14 protein-coding genes and 1 tRNA gene are annotated in these 15,997 nt (G+C 73.4%); 4 read left to right on the top strand and 11 right to left on the bottom strand.

Annotation, left to right across the window (positions count from 1 at the left end):
* Positions 1-3: 3 nt before the first annotated feature.
* From pdxS to pgsA, 5 genes are all read right to left on the bottom strand, one after another.
* Positions 4-918, bottom strand: a complete 915-nt coding sequence (gene pdxS / locus ACIGW2_RS22110; protein WP_356069255.1) for a pyridoxal 5'-phosphate synthase lyase subunit PdxS — start codon at positions 916-918, stop codon at positions 4-6.
* A 124-nt stretch (positions 919-1,042) separates the two neighbouring features.
* Positions 1,043-1,585 carry a hypothetical protein gene (locus tag ACIGW2_RS22105; RefSeq protein WP_391653795.1) on the bottom strand — a complete coding sequence of 181 codons (543 nt, stop codon included), beginning with the start codon at positions 1,583-1,585 and terminating at the stop codon, positions 1,043-1,045.
* A 150-nt stretch (positions 1,586-1,735) separates the two neighbouring features.
* Positions 1,736-2,893 carry a glycosyltransferase family 4 protein gene (locus ACIGW2_RS22100; protein ID WP_356072502.1) on the bottom strand — a complete coding sequence of 386 codons (1,158 nt, stop codon included), beginning with the start codon at positions 2,891-2,893 and terminating at the stop codon, positions 1,736-1,738.
* Complete coding sequence (locus ACIGW2_RS22095) at positions 2,890-3,870, bottom strand: phosphatidylinositol mannoside acyltransferase (protein ID WP_391653796.1); 981 nt, start codon at positions 3,868-3,870, stop codon at positions 2,890-2,892. Before ACIGW2_RS22095 ends, ACIGW2_RS22100 begins: the two co-directional genes overlap by 4 nt.
* Positions 3,867-4,526, bottom strand: coding sequence for a phosphatidylinositol phosphate synthase (gene pgsA, locus ACIGW2_RS22090; RefSeq protein ID WP_361579988.1), 660 nt, complete (start codon positions 4,524-4,526; stop codon positions 3,867-3,869). Before pgsA ends, ACIGW2_RS22095 begins: the two co-directional genes overlap by 4 nt.
* Before the next feature lie 307 nt (positions 4,527-4,833).
* Here pgsA and ACIGW2_RS22085 point away from each other — a divergent pair, with 307 nt between their 5' ends.
* Together ACIGW2_RS22085 and ACIGW2_RS22080 are read left to right on the top strand one after the other, a co-directional pair.
* Positions 4,834-7,035: an elongation factor G-like protein EF-G2 gene (locus ACIGW2_RS22085; protein ID WP_391653797.1), complete on the top strand. Its 2,202-nt coding sequence runs from the start codon at positions 4,834-4,836 to the stop codon at positions 7,033-7,035.
* 244 nt (positions 7,036-7,279) lie between these two features.
* Positions 7,280-8,938, top strand: a complete 1,659-nt coding sequence (locus ACIGW2_RS22080) for a hypothetical protein (RefSeq protein ID WP_361579992.1) — start codon at positions 7,280-7,282, stop codon at positions 8,936-8,938.
* 86 nt (positions 8,939-9,024) lie between these two features.
* Here the strand turns inward: ACIGW2_RS22080 and ACIGW2_RS22075 are convergent, their stop codons facing one another.
* Positions 9,025-9,588 carry an HIT domain-containing protein gene (locus ACIGW2_RS22075; RefSeq protein WP_361579994.1) on the bottom strand — a complete coding sequence of 188 codons (564 nt, stop codon included), beginning with the start codon at positions 9,586-9,588 and terminating at the stop codon, positions 9,025-9,027.
* Between the two features lie 65 nt (positions 9,589-9,653).
* Between ACIGW2_RS22075 and ACIGW2_RS22070 the strand changes: the two genes are divergently transcribed.
* Positions 9,654-10,340 carry a potassium channel family protein gene (locus ACIGW2_RS22070; protein ID WP_391653798.1) on the top strand — a complete coding sequence of 229 codons (687 nt, stop codon included), beginning with the start codon at positions 9,654-9,656 and terminating at the stop codon, positions 10,338-10,340.
* A gap of 13 nt (positions 10,341-10,353) precedes the next feature.
* On the opposite strand, the gene thrS is transcribed toward ACIGW2_RS22070, so the two are convergent.
* The 3 genes from thrS to ACIGW2_RS22055 all read right to left on the bottom strand — a co-directional run bounded on the left by thrS (position 10,354) and on the right by ACIGW2_RS22055 (position 14,387).
* Positions 10,354-12,330: a threonine--tRNA ligase gene (gene thrS, locus ACIGW2_RS22065; RefSeq protein ID WP_391653799.1), complete on the bottom strand. Its 1,977-nt coding sequence runs from the start codon at positions 12,328-12,330 to the stop codon at positions 10,354-10,356.
* Between the two features lie 138 nt (positions 12,331-12,468).
* On the bottom strand, positions 12,469-13,812 hold the full coding sequence (locus tag ACIGW2_RS22060; protein ID WP_399845234.1) for a hypothetical protein: 1,344 nt from the start codon (positions 13,810-13,812) through the stop codon (positions 12,469-12,471).
* Entirely contained in the window at positions 13,812-14,387 is a 576-nt protein-coding gene (locus ACIGW2_RS22055) for a DUF4365 domain-containing protein (protein WP_391653801.1), read from the bottom strand. The genes ACIGW2_RS22060 and ACIGW2_RS22055 overlap by 1 nt, the downstream gene beginning before the upstream one ends.
* A gap of 120 nt (positions 14,388-14,507) precedes the next feature.
* Here ACIGW2_RS22055 and ACIGW2_RS22050 point away from each other — a divergent pair, with 120 nt between their 5' ends.
* On the top strand, positions 14,508-15,236 hold the full coding sequence (locus ACIGW2_RS22050) for a 3'-5' exonuclease (RefSeq protein WP_361580004.1): 729 nt from the start codon (positions 14,508-14,510) through the stop codon (positions 15,234-15,236).
* Between the two features lie 99 nt (positions 15,237-15,335).
* Here ACIGW2_RS22050 and ACIGW2_RS22045 read toward each other — a convergent pair.
* Both ACIGW2_RS22045 and ACIGW2_RS22040 read right to left on the bottom strand, forming a co-directional pair.
* Positions 15,336-15,407 (bottom strand) — tRNA-Val (locus tag ACIGW2_RS22045).
* A gap of 77 nt (positions 15,408-15,484) precedes the next feature.
* Positions 15,485-15,928 carry an SRPBCC family protein gene (locus ACIGW2_RS22040; protein WP_399845231.1) on the bottom strand — a complete coding sequence of 148 codons (444 nt, stop codon included), beginning with the start codon at positions 15,926-15,928 and terminating at the stop codon, positions 15,485-15,487.
* Positions 15,929-15,997: the final 69 nt, after the last annotated feature.

The raw sequence follows: 15,997 nt of genomic DNA, 5'->3' as shown, positions 1-15,997 counted from the left end.
TGCTTACCAGCCCCGGTTCGCGTAGCGCTCGGCCTCGGGCAGGGTGTCGCAGTTGATGCCGACCATGGCCTCGCCCAGGTTGCGGGAGGCGTCCGCGATGACCTTCGGGTCGTCGTAGAAGGTGGTGGCCTTCACGATGGCGGCGGCGCGCTTGGCCGGGTCGCCGGACTTGAAGATGCCGGAGCCGACGAAGACGCCCTCGGCGCCGAGCTGGCGCATCAGCGCGGCGTCGGCCGGGGTGGCCACACCACCGGCGGAGAACAGCACGACCGGCAGCTTGCCGAGCTCGGCGACCTCCTTGACGAGCTCGTACGGGGCGCGCAGCTCCTTGGCGGCGGCGTACAGCTCGTTGTTGTCGAAGCCGCGCAGCTTGGCGATCTCGTTCTTGATCTGGCGCAGGTGGCGGACGGCCTCGACGACGTTGCCGGTGCCGGCCTCGCCCTTGGAGCGGATCATGGCCGCGCCCTCGGCGATGCGGCGCAGGGCCTCGCCCAGGTTGGTGGCGCCACAGACGAAGGGGGTGGTGAAGGCCCACTTGTCGGAGTGGTTGACCTCGTCGGCCGGGGTGAGCACCTCGGACTCGTCGATGTAGTCGACGCCGAGCGACTGCAGGACCTGGGCCTCGACGAAGTGGCCGATGCGGGACTTGGCCATCACCGGGATGGAGACGGCGTTGATGATGCCCTCGATCATGTCCGGGTCGGACATCCGGGCCACGCCGCCGTCCTTGCGGATGTCGGCCGGGACCCGCTCGAGGGCCATGACGGCCACGGCACCCGCGTCCTCGGCGATCTTCGCCTGCTCCGGGGTGACGACGTCCATGATCACGCCGCCCTTGAGCTGCTCGGCCATGCCGCGCTTGACGCGGGCGGTGCCGGTCTCGGGGGACTGGGCGGTGGTGGAAGGCGTGCTGGACACGGGTACCTCACATGTGACAACGGGGTTGACGACAAGAGCGAGGAAACAGGCCAGGAGCGGTCCACATCAAGGGCCAATGTGCAGGCGGTGGCTCGTTTTCGCAGCTTACGAAGGTGATCAGCGCTCACGCCGGACGATCCGCAAGCGCGGCGGGCGGTTCGTCGTCCATTTCGAAGGCCATGGGGAACGGAGCGTGGCCCGCGAGGCGGAACCAGCGGACCTTGCGGTGGCGGCGCAGGGCGCGGGCCGCGCGCACGGCGTCGTTGTGGAAGCGGCGGGCCATCGGCACCCGGCGCACGGCCGCCGCGAGCTCCCCCGCTGCCTCCTCGCCACCGGGCGCCGCCCGCACGACGTCCACCTGCTCGGGCTCCCCGAACACGGCGCGCAGCGCCTGGCTCAGCTCGCTCTCGGCGACCTCCCGCTGGTCCTCCTCGGCCTGCCGGGCGGCGTGCGCCGCCTCGTACAGGACGATCGAGGCGGCCGGGTCGAGGACGCCGGAGGTGGCGAGCTCCTGGGTGACCGAGGCGCGGCGCAGCAGCTGCGCGTCGAGGGCGGCGCGGGCCGCGTCGATGCGGGTGTGCAGCCGGTCGAGCCGGCCGGCCGTCCAGCTGAGGTAGACGCCGACGAGGATCAGCGCGGCGACGGTCCAGATCAGGGTTTCGGTCACGGGCGCACAGGCTACCGGGGCCCGGCCGCCGCCCCGGCCCGCACCTCGCCCTCACCGGCGCCCGGCTCGCCCGCGCGGGCGGACCGGCAAGCGACGTGCGCCCGCTCGTCCGGCCCGCCCGGCTCGGTCCGGCCGGTCCGCGCGGCCGGCCTACAGTCCGAGCCGTGCCCGCAGTCCCCCGGCGGCGCGCTCGTCGGTGGCCACCGAGGCGGCACCGTCGGTCACCGTCTCGTAGACGGCCAGGATGTCCGCGCCCACCGTCGACCAGTCGAAGCGGCGGACGTGGGCCGAGCCGCGCTCGCGCAGCTCCTCGCGGCGGGCAGCGTCGCCGAGCAGGGCCACGGCCCGGGCGGCGAGGTCGTCGGCGTCCTCGTTGGCGAAGAGCTCGCCGGCCGCGCCCTGGTCCAGGACCTGGGCGAAGGCGTCGAGGTCGGAGGCGAGCACCGGCGCGCCCGCCGACAGGGCCTCGACCAGGATGATGCCGAAGCTCTCGCCGCCGGTGTTGGGCGCCACGTACACGTCGACGCTGCGCAGCAGCCGCGCCTTGTCCTCGTCGCTGACCATGCCGAGGAACTCGACCCGGGAGCGCATCTCGCGCGGCAGGGAGGCGACCGCCTCCTCCTCGTCGCCGCGGCCGGCCACCAGCAGCCGGGTGTCGGGCCGCTCGGCCAGGATCTTCGGCAGGGCGCGCATCAGGACCGGCAGGCCCTTGCGCGGCTCGTCGATGCGGCCGATGAAGCCGAGCGTGCCGCCGGTCCACTCCTTGCGCGGCTCGGCGCGGGCGAAGAAGTCCACGTCGACGCCGTTCGGGATGACGACCGCGTCGCCGCCCAGGTGCTCGACCAGGGTGCGGCGCGCGTACTCGCTCACCGCGATCCGCGCGCTGATCTTCTCCAGGGCGGGCTGGAGGATCGGATAGGCGGCGATCATCGCCCGCGAGCGCGGGTTGGAGGTGTGGAAGGTGGCCACGATCGGGCCCTGGGCCGCCCAGCAGGTGAGCAGGCCGAGCGAGGGCGAGGTGGGCTCGTGGATGTGGACCACGTCGAAGGTGCCCTCGTGCAGCCAGCGCCGCACCCGGGCCGCCGACAGGAAGCCGAAGTTCAGCCGGGCCACCGAGCCGTTGTACGGCACGGGGACCGCGCGGCCGGCGGAGACCACGTACGGCGGCAGCGGGGTCTCGTCGTCGGCGGGCGCCAGCACGGAGACCTCGTGGCCCAGCCGGATCAGGTGCTCCGCGAGGTCGCGGATGTGGAACTGGACGCCGCCCGGCACGTCCCAGGAGTACGGGCAGACGATCCCGATCTTCACGCGGTCCGCTCCCCCTCGCTCCGCCCGCCCGCGGCCGGCGCTCCCCCGGCCCGCTCCTCGCGGGCCCGCTCGTCCTCGGGGCGCGGCTCCAGGTCCGCGAGCCACAGCCGCTGCAGCATGTGCCAGTCCTCCGGGTGCTCGGCGATGCCCCCGGCGAAGACGTCGGCGAGGGCCTGCGTCATGGAGGACGTCTTCTCGGCCCGGGTGCCTGACTCCGGCACCTCGATCGGCGCGTGCACCTGCCCCTTCATGACGTCGGTCTCGTCGTACCAGAGCGTCACCGGCAGCAGCAGCGCCCCGGTCTGCTGGGCGAGCATGGCGGGGCCGGCGGGCATCCGCGCCTTCTCGCCGAAGAAGGACACCTCGACGCCCGAGGCCGACAGGTCGCGGTCGGCGACCAGGCAGACCAGCCCGCCGGCGCGCAGCCGGCGGGCGAGCGTGCCGAAGGCGGCGCCGCCGGTGTGCGGCAGCACCTCCATGCCCAGGGACTCGCGGTAGGCGACGAAGCGGTCGTAGAGGGTCTCCGGCTTGAGCCGCTCGGCGACGGTGGTGAACGGGACGCCGAGCGCCCGGGTCACCCACACCCCCGCGAGGTCCCAGTTGCCCATGTGCGGCAGGGCGAGGATGACGCCCCGGTCGGAGGCGAGCCCGTCGGTGAGGTGGTGCACGTCCTTGGGGTCGAAGCTGCCGGCGGCCCGCTCCTTGCTCCAGGTGGGCAGCCGGAAGGACTCCATCCAGTAGCGCATGTACGAGCGCATGCCGGCCCGCGACAGCTCCTGGAGCCGCGCCGGCGTCGGGTCGGGCACCACCCGGGCCAGGTTGGCCTCCAGGCGCAGCACGCTCCGGCCGCGCCGCTTCCACGCGGTGTCCGCGATCCGCCGGCCCAGCGCCCTGGCCACCGGCTCCGGCAGCTTCTTCACGGTGGCCCAGCCGAGCCCGTACAGCCCGTCGGTGACCCGGTCCTTCAGCCCGCTCATGATGTCGCCTCGCTCCCCCGGGCGGCGGCGTCCGCCTCCGCCGACTCCCTGCGCACGGTCACGACCCGCTGCCCCAGCGTCACGGCCGAGCCGACCGCCACGATCCACAGGGCGATCGGCAGCAGCACCTGCACGCCGGGCACGCCGAAGCCGTGCAGACCGGCGAGGCCGGCCGCGACCAGCGAGATCACCAGCCGCTCGGCGCGCTCGACGAGACCGTTGACGGCCACCGGAAGGCCAATCGATTCGCCGCGCGCCTTGGTGTACGACACCACCTGGCCGCTGGCCAGGCAGAAGATCGCGACCGCGCACAGCACGTTGTCGTCGCCCTTGCCCGCGTACCAGAGCGCGAAGCCGCCGAAGATCGCCCCGTCGGCCACCCGGTCGAGGGTCGAGTCGAGGAAGGCGCCCCAGCGGCTGGAGACCCCGGCCTGCCGGGCCATGTTCCCGTCGACCAGGTCCGAGAAGACGAACAGCGTGATCATGATCGTCCCCCAGAAGAACTCTCCGCGGGGGAAGAAGACCAGCGCGCCGACGACGACGCCGGCCGTGCCGATGAGCGTGACGGTGTCGGGGCTCACGCCCCGGCGGAGCAGAAACGCGGCGAACGGTGTGAGGACACGCGTGAAGAACGCACGCGCGTACTTGTTCAGCATGGCCCTGTGGCCTTCCCGAGGTTCGGTGGGCCGCGCGGCCCCTACGACCACCGGCCCGCCCATCGTAGCCACGCGGGCCCCCGCGGCAGCGGCGGCACCCGCCCGTCGCGTCGCCCCGTCGCGCCGGGCCGGCCGGCGGCGGCCGCGCGTACGACGTATGGACGCACCGTGACGTCGGTGCAAAGCTCGAAGGACAACCGCGGGCGTCGGCCGGAGCCGAGCCGCACGCGACGGGCGGCCCCCGCACGGGTGCGCCGCTCCCCCGGGCCCGCCCCCCCTCACCGTACGAGCAGTCGGGAGGAACATCATGGGCGACAAGGCGAACCCCCGCTCCGGAGCCGCCGGCAGGGCTCCAACGGCCGACCGGCCCTCGGCCGTGCGGAACGTGGTGCTGGTCGGCCACAGCGGATCCGGGAAGACGACCCTGGTGGAGGCCCTGGCGCAGACCGCGGGCGCGGTCAACCGGGCCGGCCGGGTCGAGGACGGCGCGACGGTCTCCGACTACGACGAGATCGAGCACCGCCAGCAGCGTTCCGTACAGCTCTCGCTCGTCCCGGTCGAATGGGGCGGCTACAAGATCAACATCCTGGACACCCCGGGATACGCCGACTTCGTCGGGGAACTGAGGGCCGGTCTGCGCGCGGCGGACGCGGCCCTCTTCGTCGTCTCGGCCGCCCAGGAGGCCGACGCGCTCGTCGGCTCGACCCGCGCCGTCTGGGAGGAGTGCGCGGCCGTCGGCATGCCCCGGGCCGTCGTGGTCACCCACCTGGACACCGCCCGCACCGACTTCGGCCGGCTGACCGAGCTCCTCGGCGAGCACTTCGGCGGCGACGACCCCGACGCCGTCCTCCCGCTCTACCTGCCCGTGCGCGGCACCGAGGGCGCCGACGGACACGCCCCCGTCACCGGACTGGTGGGGCTGCTCACCGAGCGCGTCTTCGACTACTCCACCGGGGAGAGGCGCGAGGACCCGCCCGACGCGGCGCAGCGGCCGCTGATCGAGGAGGCCCGCGGCCGGCTCATCGAGGGGATCATCGCCGAGAGCGAGGACGAGACCCTGATGGACCGCTACCTCGGCGGCGAGGAAGTGGATCTGAAGACGCTGGTCGACGACCTGGAGAAGGCCGTCGCGCGCGGCACCTTCCACCCCGTGCTCGCCGCGGCCCCCGCCTCCGACGGCGGCCGGCAGGGCCTGGGCACGGTCGAGCTCCTGGAGCTGATCACCGGCGGCTTCCCCAGCCCGCTGGAGCGGGAGGCGCCCGCCGTGACCACCCCGGACGGGCAGTCCCGCCCACCGCTGGTCTGCGACCCGGACGGACCGCTGGTCGCCGAGGTCGTGAAGACCTCCTCCGACCCCTACGTCGGACGGCTCTCACTGGTCCGGGTCTTCTCCGGGACGCTGCGGCCCGACGAGACGGTGCACGTCTCCGGGCACGGCCTCGCCGACCGCGGCCACGAGGACCACGACGTCGACGAACGGATCGGGGCGCTCACCGCCCCCTTCGGCAAACAGCAGAACACCCTCGCCCACTGCGTCGCCGGCGACCTCGCCTGCGTCGCCAAACTCGGCAGCGCCGAGACCGGCGACACCCTGTCCGCCAAGGACGCCCCGCTCCTGATGGAGCCCTGGCGGATGCCCGAGCCGCTGCTGCCGCTGGCCATCGAGGCGCACAGCAAGGCCGACGAGGACCGCCTCTCGCAGGGGCTCGCCCGGCTCGTCGCCGAGGACCCGACCATGCGGCTCGAACAGAACCCGGACACCCACCAGGTGGTGCTCTGGTGCCTCGGCGAGGCGCACGCGGACGTGGCCCTGGAGCGGCTGCGCGGCCGGTACGGCGTCCAGGTCGACACCGTCCCGCACAAGGTGTCGCTGCGCGAGACCTTCGGCGCGGGGGCCGCCGGGCGCGGCCGGCACGTCAAGCAGTCCGGCGGCCACGGGCAGTACGCCATCTGCGAGATCGACGTCGAACCGCTGCCGCCCGGCAGCGGCATCGAGTTCGTCGACAAGGTGGTGGGCGGCGCGGTGCCCCGCCAGTTCGTCCCCTCCGTCGAGAAGGGCGTCCGCGCCCAGGCCGCCCGCGGGGTCGCCGCCGGCTACCCGCTGGTCGACATCCGGGTCACCCTGCGCGACGGCAAGGCCCACTCGGTGGACTCCTCCGACGCCGCCTTCCAGACGGCCGGCGCCTTGGCCCTGCGCGAGGCCGCCGCAGAGGCCCCGATCCACCTCCTGGAGCCGGTCGCCGAGGTCACCGTCCTGGTCCCGGACGACTACGTGGGCGCCGTGATGAGCGACCTGTCCGGACGGCGCGGCCGGGTCGTCGGCACCGAACAGGCCGGACCGGGCCGCACCGTGGTCCGCGCCGAGGTGCCGGAGATCGAGATCGGGCGGTACGCGATCGACCTGCGGTCCGTCTCGCACGGCACCGGCACCTTCGACCGCAGCTACGCCCGGCACGAGGCGATGCCCCCGCACCTGGCCGAGAAGATCCGCGCCGAGGCCGCCGCCTGACGGCCCGTGAACCCGCGCCGGGATCCGGCCGGAACACGCGCCCGGTGCCCTGATCCCGGCCCCGACGGCCGGTGCCGCCCGTCAACTCCCCTCCGGCGGGCGGCATTCGGCCGCCCCTCGTGCATTCGGCCGCCTCCGTGCGCTCCGGTGACGCATCCGTCGCCACCCGGTTACGCTGTGGTGCCCAGCTCAGAAGGTGTGCGGGGCGCGGCAGTTGGGAACAGCCCGCACAGGAACCGTGGCGATGGGGGCGGCAGTGACGATCGGCAGTTTCGGACCCGGGGCACAGATTCCCCTCCAGGGCTCGGACGCGACTACGGCGGCGACCCATGCCCTCGCCTCCGCCGCGTACCGCGACAGCCCGGTCGAGACGATCCTGGAGGCCAACAACGACCTGCACAAGTCGACGGTCAAGCCGGGCAAGGCCGCCAAGCTCTTCCGGCCCGACCTCGGCGAGGCCTTCTCCCGCGCCGTGCAGGTCCGGATGCTCGGCGGCGCCCGCAAGCCGCTCATCCAGTCCTTCGGCGCCGACCCGCAGCCGGTCGTCGAGCACTGCCTGGCCGCCACCGGCATCCGCAAGCGGCGCGACGTCCGGCTCACCCTGGTCACCCTGGTCTTCGGCGTGCTGTTCCTGCCCGGCCTGCTGCTCTGGCTCGGCGTCATCTGGCTGCGCCGCACCGCCGCCGGCTCCGCCAACAAGCGCACCAGCGCCGCCGGCACCGCCCTCCTCGTCGCCGCCGGGATCTTCGCCCTGCTCGTCCTGGTCAAACTGCCCTTCGACGGGGTGCTGCCCAACTACCTGCGCGCGATGATCGTCGCCCCGGTCGTCGGCTGGTACCTGGCCCGGCAGATCTGCGAGAACACCGCCAAGGACCTCCGCGAGCGCTGGACCACGCTGCTCAGCGGCGGCGGCCTCGGCACCGTGATCCCCGAGGCCGTCCCCAAGGACCCCACCGAGAAGACCGCCGAGGAACTGCGGGTCAACCTGGAGAAGCTGGGCGCCGAGCAGCAGTCCAACGTCGTCTTCTACGCGGGCCCCAAGGGCATACTCGGCATGGGCACCCGCTGGGGCTCCTGGACCCTGGCCGAGGAGCTGGTCCCCCGCGAGGGCAAGGAGATCCACGACTTCCGCGCCTGGGACGTGGTCCGCCAGATCCACACCGAGCTCACCCTGCTGGAGCGCGGCGCGCTCAAGACCGGCTTCCCCAAGCCGACCGTCAAGCACTGGATCGTCTCCCCGGTCGGCGAGGGCGCCGACGAGGTCGCCCGCCCCGAGGGCGAGAACATCGTGCACTTCCAGGTGAAGCCCCACGAGATACAGCGCATCTGCAACGACCAGCAGTTCGGCAGCGGCAACCGCCACTACCTCGGCGTCCAGTTCACCCTCTGGGACGGGCAGCTCGTCCTCACCATGATGGTGACGGTCACCTCGCTCCACCACACCCTGCGCGTCGAGGTCACCGGCCACGCCCTCGGTCCGGTCCACTCGCTCTTCACCACCAAGCCGAAGGCGAAGACCAAGGAGGTCTCCAAGACCGTCAGGTTCTGGGAGACCCGCGAGATCACCCTGCCGCTCACCGACACCGACGACGTGGTCCGCCAGGCGGTCCGCGCCCCGCTCACCTGGTTCCCGCCGATCCTGGACTTCCTCGGCGGCAAGCTCGTGCTCCCCGAGCCCTTCGGCCTCCGCCACGCCTGGGCCGGCCAGCCCTGGCGGCACCGCTTCATGGCCGACGACGCCATCCGCGCCGCCACCCCGGTGCTGCGCGCGGTGCACGCGGCGACCCTCCGGGTCCTCGACGAGCACAACGTCGACACCGAGCGCTTCGCCGCCCGCTCGCTGGTGCTCAGCGGCGGCATCCAGGACCCCGGCCCGAAGAAGGCGGACGTCTACGACGCCTGACGCCCGCGGCTCCGCCCGTACGCCGAAGGCCCGGCCCCGGAACCCCGGGACCGGGCCTTCGCGCGTCCGCGCGGACGCCGTACGGGTCAGAGACCGGCCGGCCAGGCGTCGGCCAGCATCTTCCGGGTGTCCGCGAGCAGCTGCGGCAGCACCTTGGTGTGCCCCACGACCGGCATGAAGTTGGTGTCGCCGCCCCAGCGGGGCACCACGTGCTGGTGCAGGTGGGCGGCGATCCCGGCACCCGCGACCGAGCCCTGGTTCATGCCGATGTTGAAGCCGTGCGCGCCCGAGGCCGCCCGCAGCGCCACCATGGCCCGCTTGGTGAACTCGCCGAGCTCCGCCGTCTCCTCCGCGTCCAGGTCCGTGTAGTCGGCGACGTGCCGGTACGGCACCACCATCAGGTGCCCCCCGTTGTACGGGTAGAGGTTCAGCACCGCGTACACGCTCGTGCCGCGCGCGATCACCAGCCCGTCCTCGTCCGACTTCGCCGGGATCGTGCAGAAGGGACAGCCGTCCTCGGCACCCGGCCCGGTCGGCTTGTTCTCGCCCTGGATGTACGCCATCCGGTGAGGCGTCCACAGGCGCTGGAACGCGTCCGGCGTCCCCACTCCGATCTGCTGCTCCGGCTCAGTCGTCATGCTGAGCAGCATATTGCTTCGCCCGTTCGGAACGTGTCGCCGGGGCGGAACATCCCCGGCCGGGCCATCCTGATCCGATGAGCGACAGGCCGCCGACACCTCCCCGCGAGGAGCGCTGGGACCGCCGCATGGAGACCCCGCTGGCCGTGGCCTCCCTGGTCTACCTCGGCGCCTACGCCCTGCGGGTCCTCGCCCACGACCTGCCCGACTTCTGGCGGCAGCTCTGCCTGGCCCTCACCTTCGCCGCCTGGGCCGTCTTCGTCGTCGACTACGCGGTGCGCCTGCGGCTCAGCGGCCTGACCCCCTGGCGCTTCGTGCGCCGCCACTTCCTCGACACCGTCGTCCTGCTGCTGCCGCTGCTGCGTCCGCTGCGCGTGGTGCGCGTGTACGACCGCGTCCAGCGCCGCCGCGACCGGCCCCGGCTCACGCTCTACGCCCGGGTCATGGCGTACGCGGGCCTGTCGACCGGCCTGATCGGCTTCGCCGGGGCGCTCGCCGTCTACCAGGCCGAGTACGGCGCCGAGGGCGCGACCATCCGCACCTTCGGCGACTCGGTGTGGTGGACCTGCGCGACGCTGGCGACCGTGGGCTACGGGGACGTCTCCCCGGTGACCCCCTGGGGCCGGCTGGTGGCGGTGGGCCTGATGGCCTGCGGGCTCGCCCTGCTCGGCGCGGTGACGGGTTCGTTCTCGTCGTGGCTGATCCAGGTGTTCACGCGGGAGGACGAGAAGAGGCCCCCGGGGGACTTCCCGGGGGCCTCCTGACGGGCTCGGCGCGTCAGACCTGGACGCGGCGCTCCACCACGTCGGCCAGCTTCGCCAGCGCCTCCTCGCGCGGGATGCCGTTCTCCTGCGAGCCGTCGCGGTAGCGGAAGGAGACGGTGCCCGCGCTCATGTCCTCGTCACCGACGATGACCATGAACGGGACCTTCTGCTTCTGCCAGGTCCGGATCTTCTTCTGCATGCGGTCCGAGGAGGCGTCCACCTCGACCCGCAGGCCCTTCTTCTTCGCCTCGGCGGCGAACTCCTGCAGGTACTCGACGTGCGCGTCGCCGATCGGGATGCCGACCGCCTGCACCGGGGCCAGCCACGGCGGCATGGCGCCCGCGTAGTGCTCCAGGAGCACCGCGAAGAAGCGCTCGATCGAGCCGAACAGCGCGCGGTGGATCATGACCGGCCGCTGGCGGGAGCCGTCCGGCGCGGTGTACTCCAGGTTGAAGCGCTCCGGCAGGTTGAAGTCGAGCTGCACGGTCGACATCTGCCAGGTGCGGCCGATGGCGTCGCGCGCCTGCACGGAGATCTTCGGGCCGTAGAACGCGGCGCCGCCCGGGTCGGGGGTCAGCGGGAGGCCCTGCTTCTCGGCGACCTGCTGGAGGACCGAGGTGGCCTCCTCCCAGACCTCGTCCGAGCCGACGAACTTCTCCGGGTCCTTGGTGGACAGCTCCAGGTAGAAGTCGGTCAGACCGTAGTCGCGCAGCAGGTTGAGCACGAAGGTGAGGGTCCGGTCGAGCTCCTCCGCCATCTGCTCGCGGGTGCAGTAGATGTGCGCGTCGTCCTGCGTGAAGCCGCGGGCGCGGGTCAGGCCGTGCACCACGCCGGACTTCTCGTACCGGTACACGGTGCCGAACTCGAAGAGCCTGAGGGGCAGCTCACGGTAGCTGCGCCCGCGGGCGTCGAAGATCAGGTTGTGCATCGGGCAGTTCATGGGCTTGAGGTAGTAGTCCGTACCACCGTCGAGCTGCATGGGGGGGTACATGCCCTCCGCGTACCAGTCCAGGTGGCCGCTCTTCTCGAAGAGGGCGCCCTTGGTGGCGTGCGGCGAGTAGACGAACTCGTAGCCCTCCTCCTCGTGCCGCTTGCGGCTGTAGTCCTCCATGACCCGGCGGATGATGCCGCCCTTGGGGTGGAAGACGGCGAGGCCGGAGCCGATCTCGTCCGGGATGGAGAAGAGGTCCAGCTCGTTGCCCAGCTTGCGGTGGTCGCGCTTCTCGGCCTCGGCGAGGAAGTCGAGGTGGGCCTTCAGCTCCTCCTTCGACGGCCAGGCGGTGCCGTAGATGCGCTGGAGCATCGGGTTCTTCTCGCTGCCGCGCCAGTAGGCGGCGGCGTTGCGCATCAGCTTGAACGCCGGGATGTTCCGGGTCGTGGGCAGGTGCGGACCGCGGCACAGGTCCTTCCAGCACAGCTCGCCGGTCTTGGCGTCCAGGTTGTCGTAGATGGTCAGCTCGCCGCCGCCCACCTCGACGTTCGCGCCGTCCTCGGAGCCGGCCGAGCCCTTGATGCCGATGAGCTCCAGCTTGTACGGCTCGTCGGCGAGCTCCTCGCGGGCCGCCTCGTCCGTGACGACTCGGCGCGAGAAGCGCTGGCCGCGCTTCTGGATCTCCTGCATCTTCTTCTCGATGGCCTTGAGATCCTCGGGCGTGAACGGCTTCGCCACGTCGAAGTCGTAGTAGAAGCCGTCCCGGACCGGCGGGCCGATGCCCAGCTTGGCCTCGGGGAAGAGCTCCTGCACGGCCTGCGCCATGACGTGCGCGGTGGAGTGGCGCAGGATGTCGAGACCGTCCTCGGAGGAGATCTCGACGCCCTCGACGACATCGCCCTCGGCGAGCTCGTACGACAGGTCCTTCAGCTCGCCGCCCACGCGGGCGGCGATGACGGTGCGGTCGTCGGCGAACAGCGCGCCGGCCGTGGTGCCCGCGCTCACCGTCCTCTCCTCGGGTCCTGAGGCGGACTGGACGGTCACACGGACTTCAGACACGGATGCTCCATACATAGGGGCGCGGGCAGACACGAGGTGCCGGCGCCAACGGTGCGCGGCAGAGACGAGGTGCCGCGCGACACCGATCCTACGGGCTCGGGGCCCGCCCGGTCGCGCCCCGAGGGATGCCCGGCCGGCTCACCCGGCCTCCGGGTCGCTCCCCTCGTCGAAGAACCCCTCGCCCTCGCCGGGGTCGTGCGCCGCCTTCATCAGGCGGTCCCGCTCGGCCTCGTCGACCTGGACGGGGACGACCCCGGTGGCGTCGGTGAGCCGGCGGAAGCCGCCGCGGCTCTCCAGGCGTCCGGAGACCCGGATGGGCAGGCCGACGAGATGGGCGTGCCCGGCGGTGCGGTAGGCCTCCTCGTCGAGGGTGGCGCGGACGTGCCCGACCTCGGCGCCGGCGAGCACCCGGAGCCGTACGGTGCCCTCGCCGCGCGGCCCGGAGCGGCGCATGCGGACGACGGTGCCGGTGATGCGCACGGGGACGGAGGGCTCGTCGTGCAGATAGCGGGCGCCGGCCTCGCGCAGGGCCGGCAGGTCGCCGGGCGAGAACTCCACGGGCTCGGGCCGGGCGGCGCAGCCGGCCGGGGTGCCGGCGGCCGGGGACCACTCCAGGGTGATCCCGGCGCCCTCGGTGCCGCGCACCAGGGCGACCAGGGCCTCGGTGAGCTCGCGGCTGACGCCGGCCCGGACGGCGGAGTCGAAGGCCTCCATGCCGCCGGTGGCCCGCCGGTAGTCGACGGCCTCCCGGGCCGCGTGGAGCGCGTGGTGGAGCCGGACGGCGACGGCGCGGCCGGGGTCGACGGGCAGGAAGGCGGTGAGTCCCCGGCCGCCGGGGGCGGCGCCGACGACGACGGACTCCAGGGCGGTCTGGGCCTGCCGCTTGTGCCGGGCGCCGTGGTAGCCGGCCCGATCGCGGACGGCGAGGGCCCCGGCGAGGAGCATGCCGCGGGCGGCGGCGCGCAGCTGTTCCTGGACGGGCCAGGGCACGGCCCCGGCGGGTCCCGGCGGCACGTCGCGCCACCAGCGGATCTCGTCGCTGGGCACGGCGAGGCCGGTGAGCACCTCGCGGGCGGAGGGGTCGGCGCTGTGCGCGAGGGCGGTGAGCGCCTCGCCGATGAGGTCGTCGGAGTCGGGGAAGCCGCGGTTCTCGGGGACGAGCAGGCTGGTGCCGCGGCCGCCGGTCGCGGGGCCGGGCGGGGTCCAGCGGCTGTAGCGGCCGGCCGCGCCGCCGCGGCGGCGCCAGCCGTGCCGGGCGAGGAGCGCGCCGAGCACCCGCGGGTCGACCCGGCAGGGGTCGGGGGCCTCCCCGGCGCCGGCCCAGGGGCCGGCGGGCGCGGCGGGCACCCCGGTCCAGTGGCCGGGGTGCTCGCCGGGCGCCGGGTGGGGCTGGGGGCGTGCGGGGAGGGAGCGCCCGGGTGGGGGCAGGGGTTCGGGGCCGTGGCCGGCTCCGTTCTCCGGGTCGTCGATCGGCCGGTGCATCAGGGTCTCCCTCCCACGCCGACCCGCGCCATGATCTCGCAGAGCGCCCGGTCGTCGAAGATCCGTGCCGTCGGGATGCGCACGGTGGTCCGGCGGCGTCCCGTGACCGGATGGCCGGCCAGGTTGATCCAGTAGCAGCAGTGCCGCAGGTCGAGCCGGTCGTGCCCGGCCCGCAGCCAGTCCTCGCGGTCGCGGGGCACGAGCATCACGACCAGGATCTTGTGGACCGCGACGGGGGTGCGGGCGAGCTTCGCCAGGTGCTCGTTGTCGAGCGTGAAGGAGAAGCTGCCGTCGGCGTCCCGGCCGGTGCGCGGCGGTAGCTGGTAGGTGCACTTGAGCTGCACCTTGATGGTCACCTCGTCGTCGACGGTGTGGCCGGGGGCGCTGTGGCTCACGTGCCAGTCGATGCCGTTGTCCGGAAACGGCTGCGAGAGCGAGCAGCCCGCCGCCGCCGCGACCGCGTGGAGATAGCCGACCTGGAGGGTCTCCATGCAGGCGGTGGTGGCGAGCGAGCCGCGCAGCGGTGCCGCCCGCTGGGGCGGCAGCCCGTCCGACGCGGGCTGGGCGAGCGCCATGTCAGTTCCCTTCCCCGTCCCCTGTGTTGTGACCGGTCCGCGTACGGCGCAAACAGCCCGGGTATCAACGATTCGGGCAGGGGGATGGCCATCTGCCGCGCACGTGCGAGGAGTTCGGGGATGACGACGCACTGGTTCGACGGGCCCCTGGCCGCGTTCGACACGGAGACGACGGGAGTCGACGTCGAGGAGGACCGGATCGTGTCCGCCGCCCTCGTCGTCCAGGACGCGGCGGGCATGCGGCCGCGGGTGACGCGCTGGCTGGTGAATCCGGGGGTTCCGGTGCCCCCGGAGGCCACCGCGGTGCACGGTCTGACGGAGGATCACCTCCAGCGCAACGGGCGGTGGCCCGCGCCGGTGATGGAGGAGCTGGGCCGGGCGATAGCCGAACAGAGCGCGGCGGGCCGCCCGTTGGTGGTGATGAACGCGCCGTTCGACCTGACGATCCTGGACCGGGAGCTGCGCCGGCACCGGGCGTCCTCGCTGGGCCGCTACACGGAGCACGTGTCGCTGTGCGTGCTGGACCCGCGGGTCCTGGACAAGCACCTGGACCGCTACCGCAAGGGTCGGCGGACGCTGACGGACCTGTGCGAGCAGTACGGGGTGGTGCTGGACGGGGCGCACGACGCGGCGGCGGACGCGAAGGCGGCGCTGGAGGTGGTCCGGGCGGTGGGGCGGCGGTTCGCGTCCCGTCTGGAGCGGCTGACGCCGGCGGAGCTGCACACGCTGCAGGCGGTGTGGCACGCGGCGCAGGCGCGCGGGCTGCAGGCGTGGTTCGCCCGGCAGGGCACCCCGGAGGCGGTGGACCCGGCGTGGCCGCTGCGGCCCGAGCTGTCGACGGCGGCGTGAGCGGGGGCCGCGAGCGGGGGCGCACGGGACTCGCCAGGTCGCGGGGCTCCGGAAACGGCGAAGGCCGGTCCGTCTGGTGACGGACCGGCCTTGTCCCGGTGGGCGATACTGGGATCGAACCAGTGACCCCTTCGGTGTGAACGAAGTGCTCTCCCGCTGAGCTAATCGCCCGGGCAACGGGTGAAACCATACAGGCCCCGGCGCCCTTCGTTCAAACCGGTTCCGGCGGGGCGCGCGCCGGGCGCCGGTCAGCGGCGCAGGTGGGCGGCGAGGCCGCGGCGGCCGCCGCGCATCATCAGGGCGTGGTTGGCCCGGAAGAAGGGGCGGCCGGGGACGGCGAGGGCACGCATGAGGGGGTTGCGGACCTCGACCTCCTGCTCGTAGACGGCGCGGGTGCCGGTGCCCTCGGCGGTGAGGGTCCAGCGGGCCCAGCCGTCCAGGTCGCCGGACATGCGGATCTCCAGGACGCCGGTGGCCGGGTCGTGGCGCCGGGCCTCGGCGGTGACGACGAGGTCGTACGGGAGCAGGGAGCGGAAGCGGGCGGTGCCGGTGTGCTCGTCGAGCGCGACGACCTCGCGGACCTGCGGCCACCAGAGCGGGTAGTCCTCGGCCCGTTCCAGGGCGGCGTAGACGGCGGCCGGCGGGGCGGCGAGACGCCAGACGCTGCGGAAGCGGTAGCGGCACCAGTCCATGGGGCCAGTGTGGGCTACTCAGGGACGGATCTGAGTATCCGCGCGCATCCCCTTCGCGTGTGCCCGGCG

This window comes from Streptomyces sp. NPDC053541 (genome assembly GCF_044544705.1).
Taxonomy (GTDB): Bacteria; Actinomycetota; Actinomycetes; order Streptomycetales; family Streptomycetaceae; genus Streptomyces.
This window is presented reverse-complemented; position numbering and strand designations above follow the sequence as displayed.

What these genes read in the sequence shown, in the direction of transcription:
- ACIGW2_RS22095 (WP_391653796.1), bottom strand. Translation starts at nt 3,870, where the DNA reads ATGAGCGGGCTGAAGGACCGGGTCACCGACGGGCTGTACGGGCTCGGC.
- pgsA (WP_361579988.1), bottom strand. Translation starts at nt 4,526, where the DNA reads ATGCTGAACAAGTACGCGCGTGCGTTCTTCACGCGTGTCCTCACACCG.
- ACIGW2_RS22085 (WP_391653797.1), top strand. Translation starts at nt 4,834, where the DNA reads ATGGGCGACAAGGCGAACCCCCGCTCCGGAGCCGCCGGCAGGGCTCCA.
- ACIGW2_RS22080 (WP_361579992.1), top strand. Translation starts at nt 7,280, where the DNA reads ATGGGGGCGGCAGTGACGATCGGCAGTTTCGGACCCGGGGCACAGATT.
- ACIGW2_RS22075 (WP_361579994.1), bottom strand. Translation starts at nt 9,588, where the DNA reads ATGCTGCTCAGCATGACGACTGAGCCGGAGCAGCAGATCGGAGTGGGG.
- ACIGW2_RS22070 (WP_391653798.1), top strand. Translation starts at nt 9,654, where the DNA reads ATGAGCGACAGGCCGCCGACACCTCCCCGCGAGGAGCGCTGGGACCGC.
- ACIGW2_RS22060 (WP_399845234.1), bottom strand. Translation starts at nt 13,812, where the DNA reads ATGCACCGGCCGATCGACGACCCGGAGAACGGAGCCGGCCACGGCCCC.
- ACIGW2_RS22055 (WP_391653801.1), bottom strand. Translation starts at nt 14,387, where the DNA reads ATGGCGCTCGCCCAGCCCGCGTCGGACGGGCTGCCGCCCCAGCGGGCG.
- ACIGW2_RS22050 (WP_361580004.1), top strand. Translation starts at nt 14,508, where the DNA reads ATGACGACGCACTGGTTCGACGGGCCCCTGGCCGCGTTCGACACGGAG.
- ACIGW2_RS22040 (WP_399845231.1), bottom strand. Translation starts at nt 15,928, where the DNA reads ATGGACTGGTGCCGCTACCGCTTCCGCAGCGTCTGGCGTCTCGCCGCC.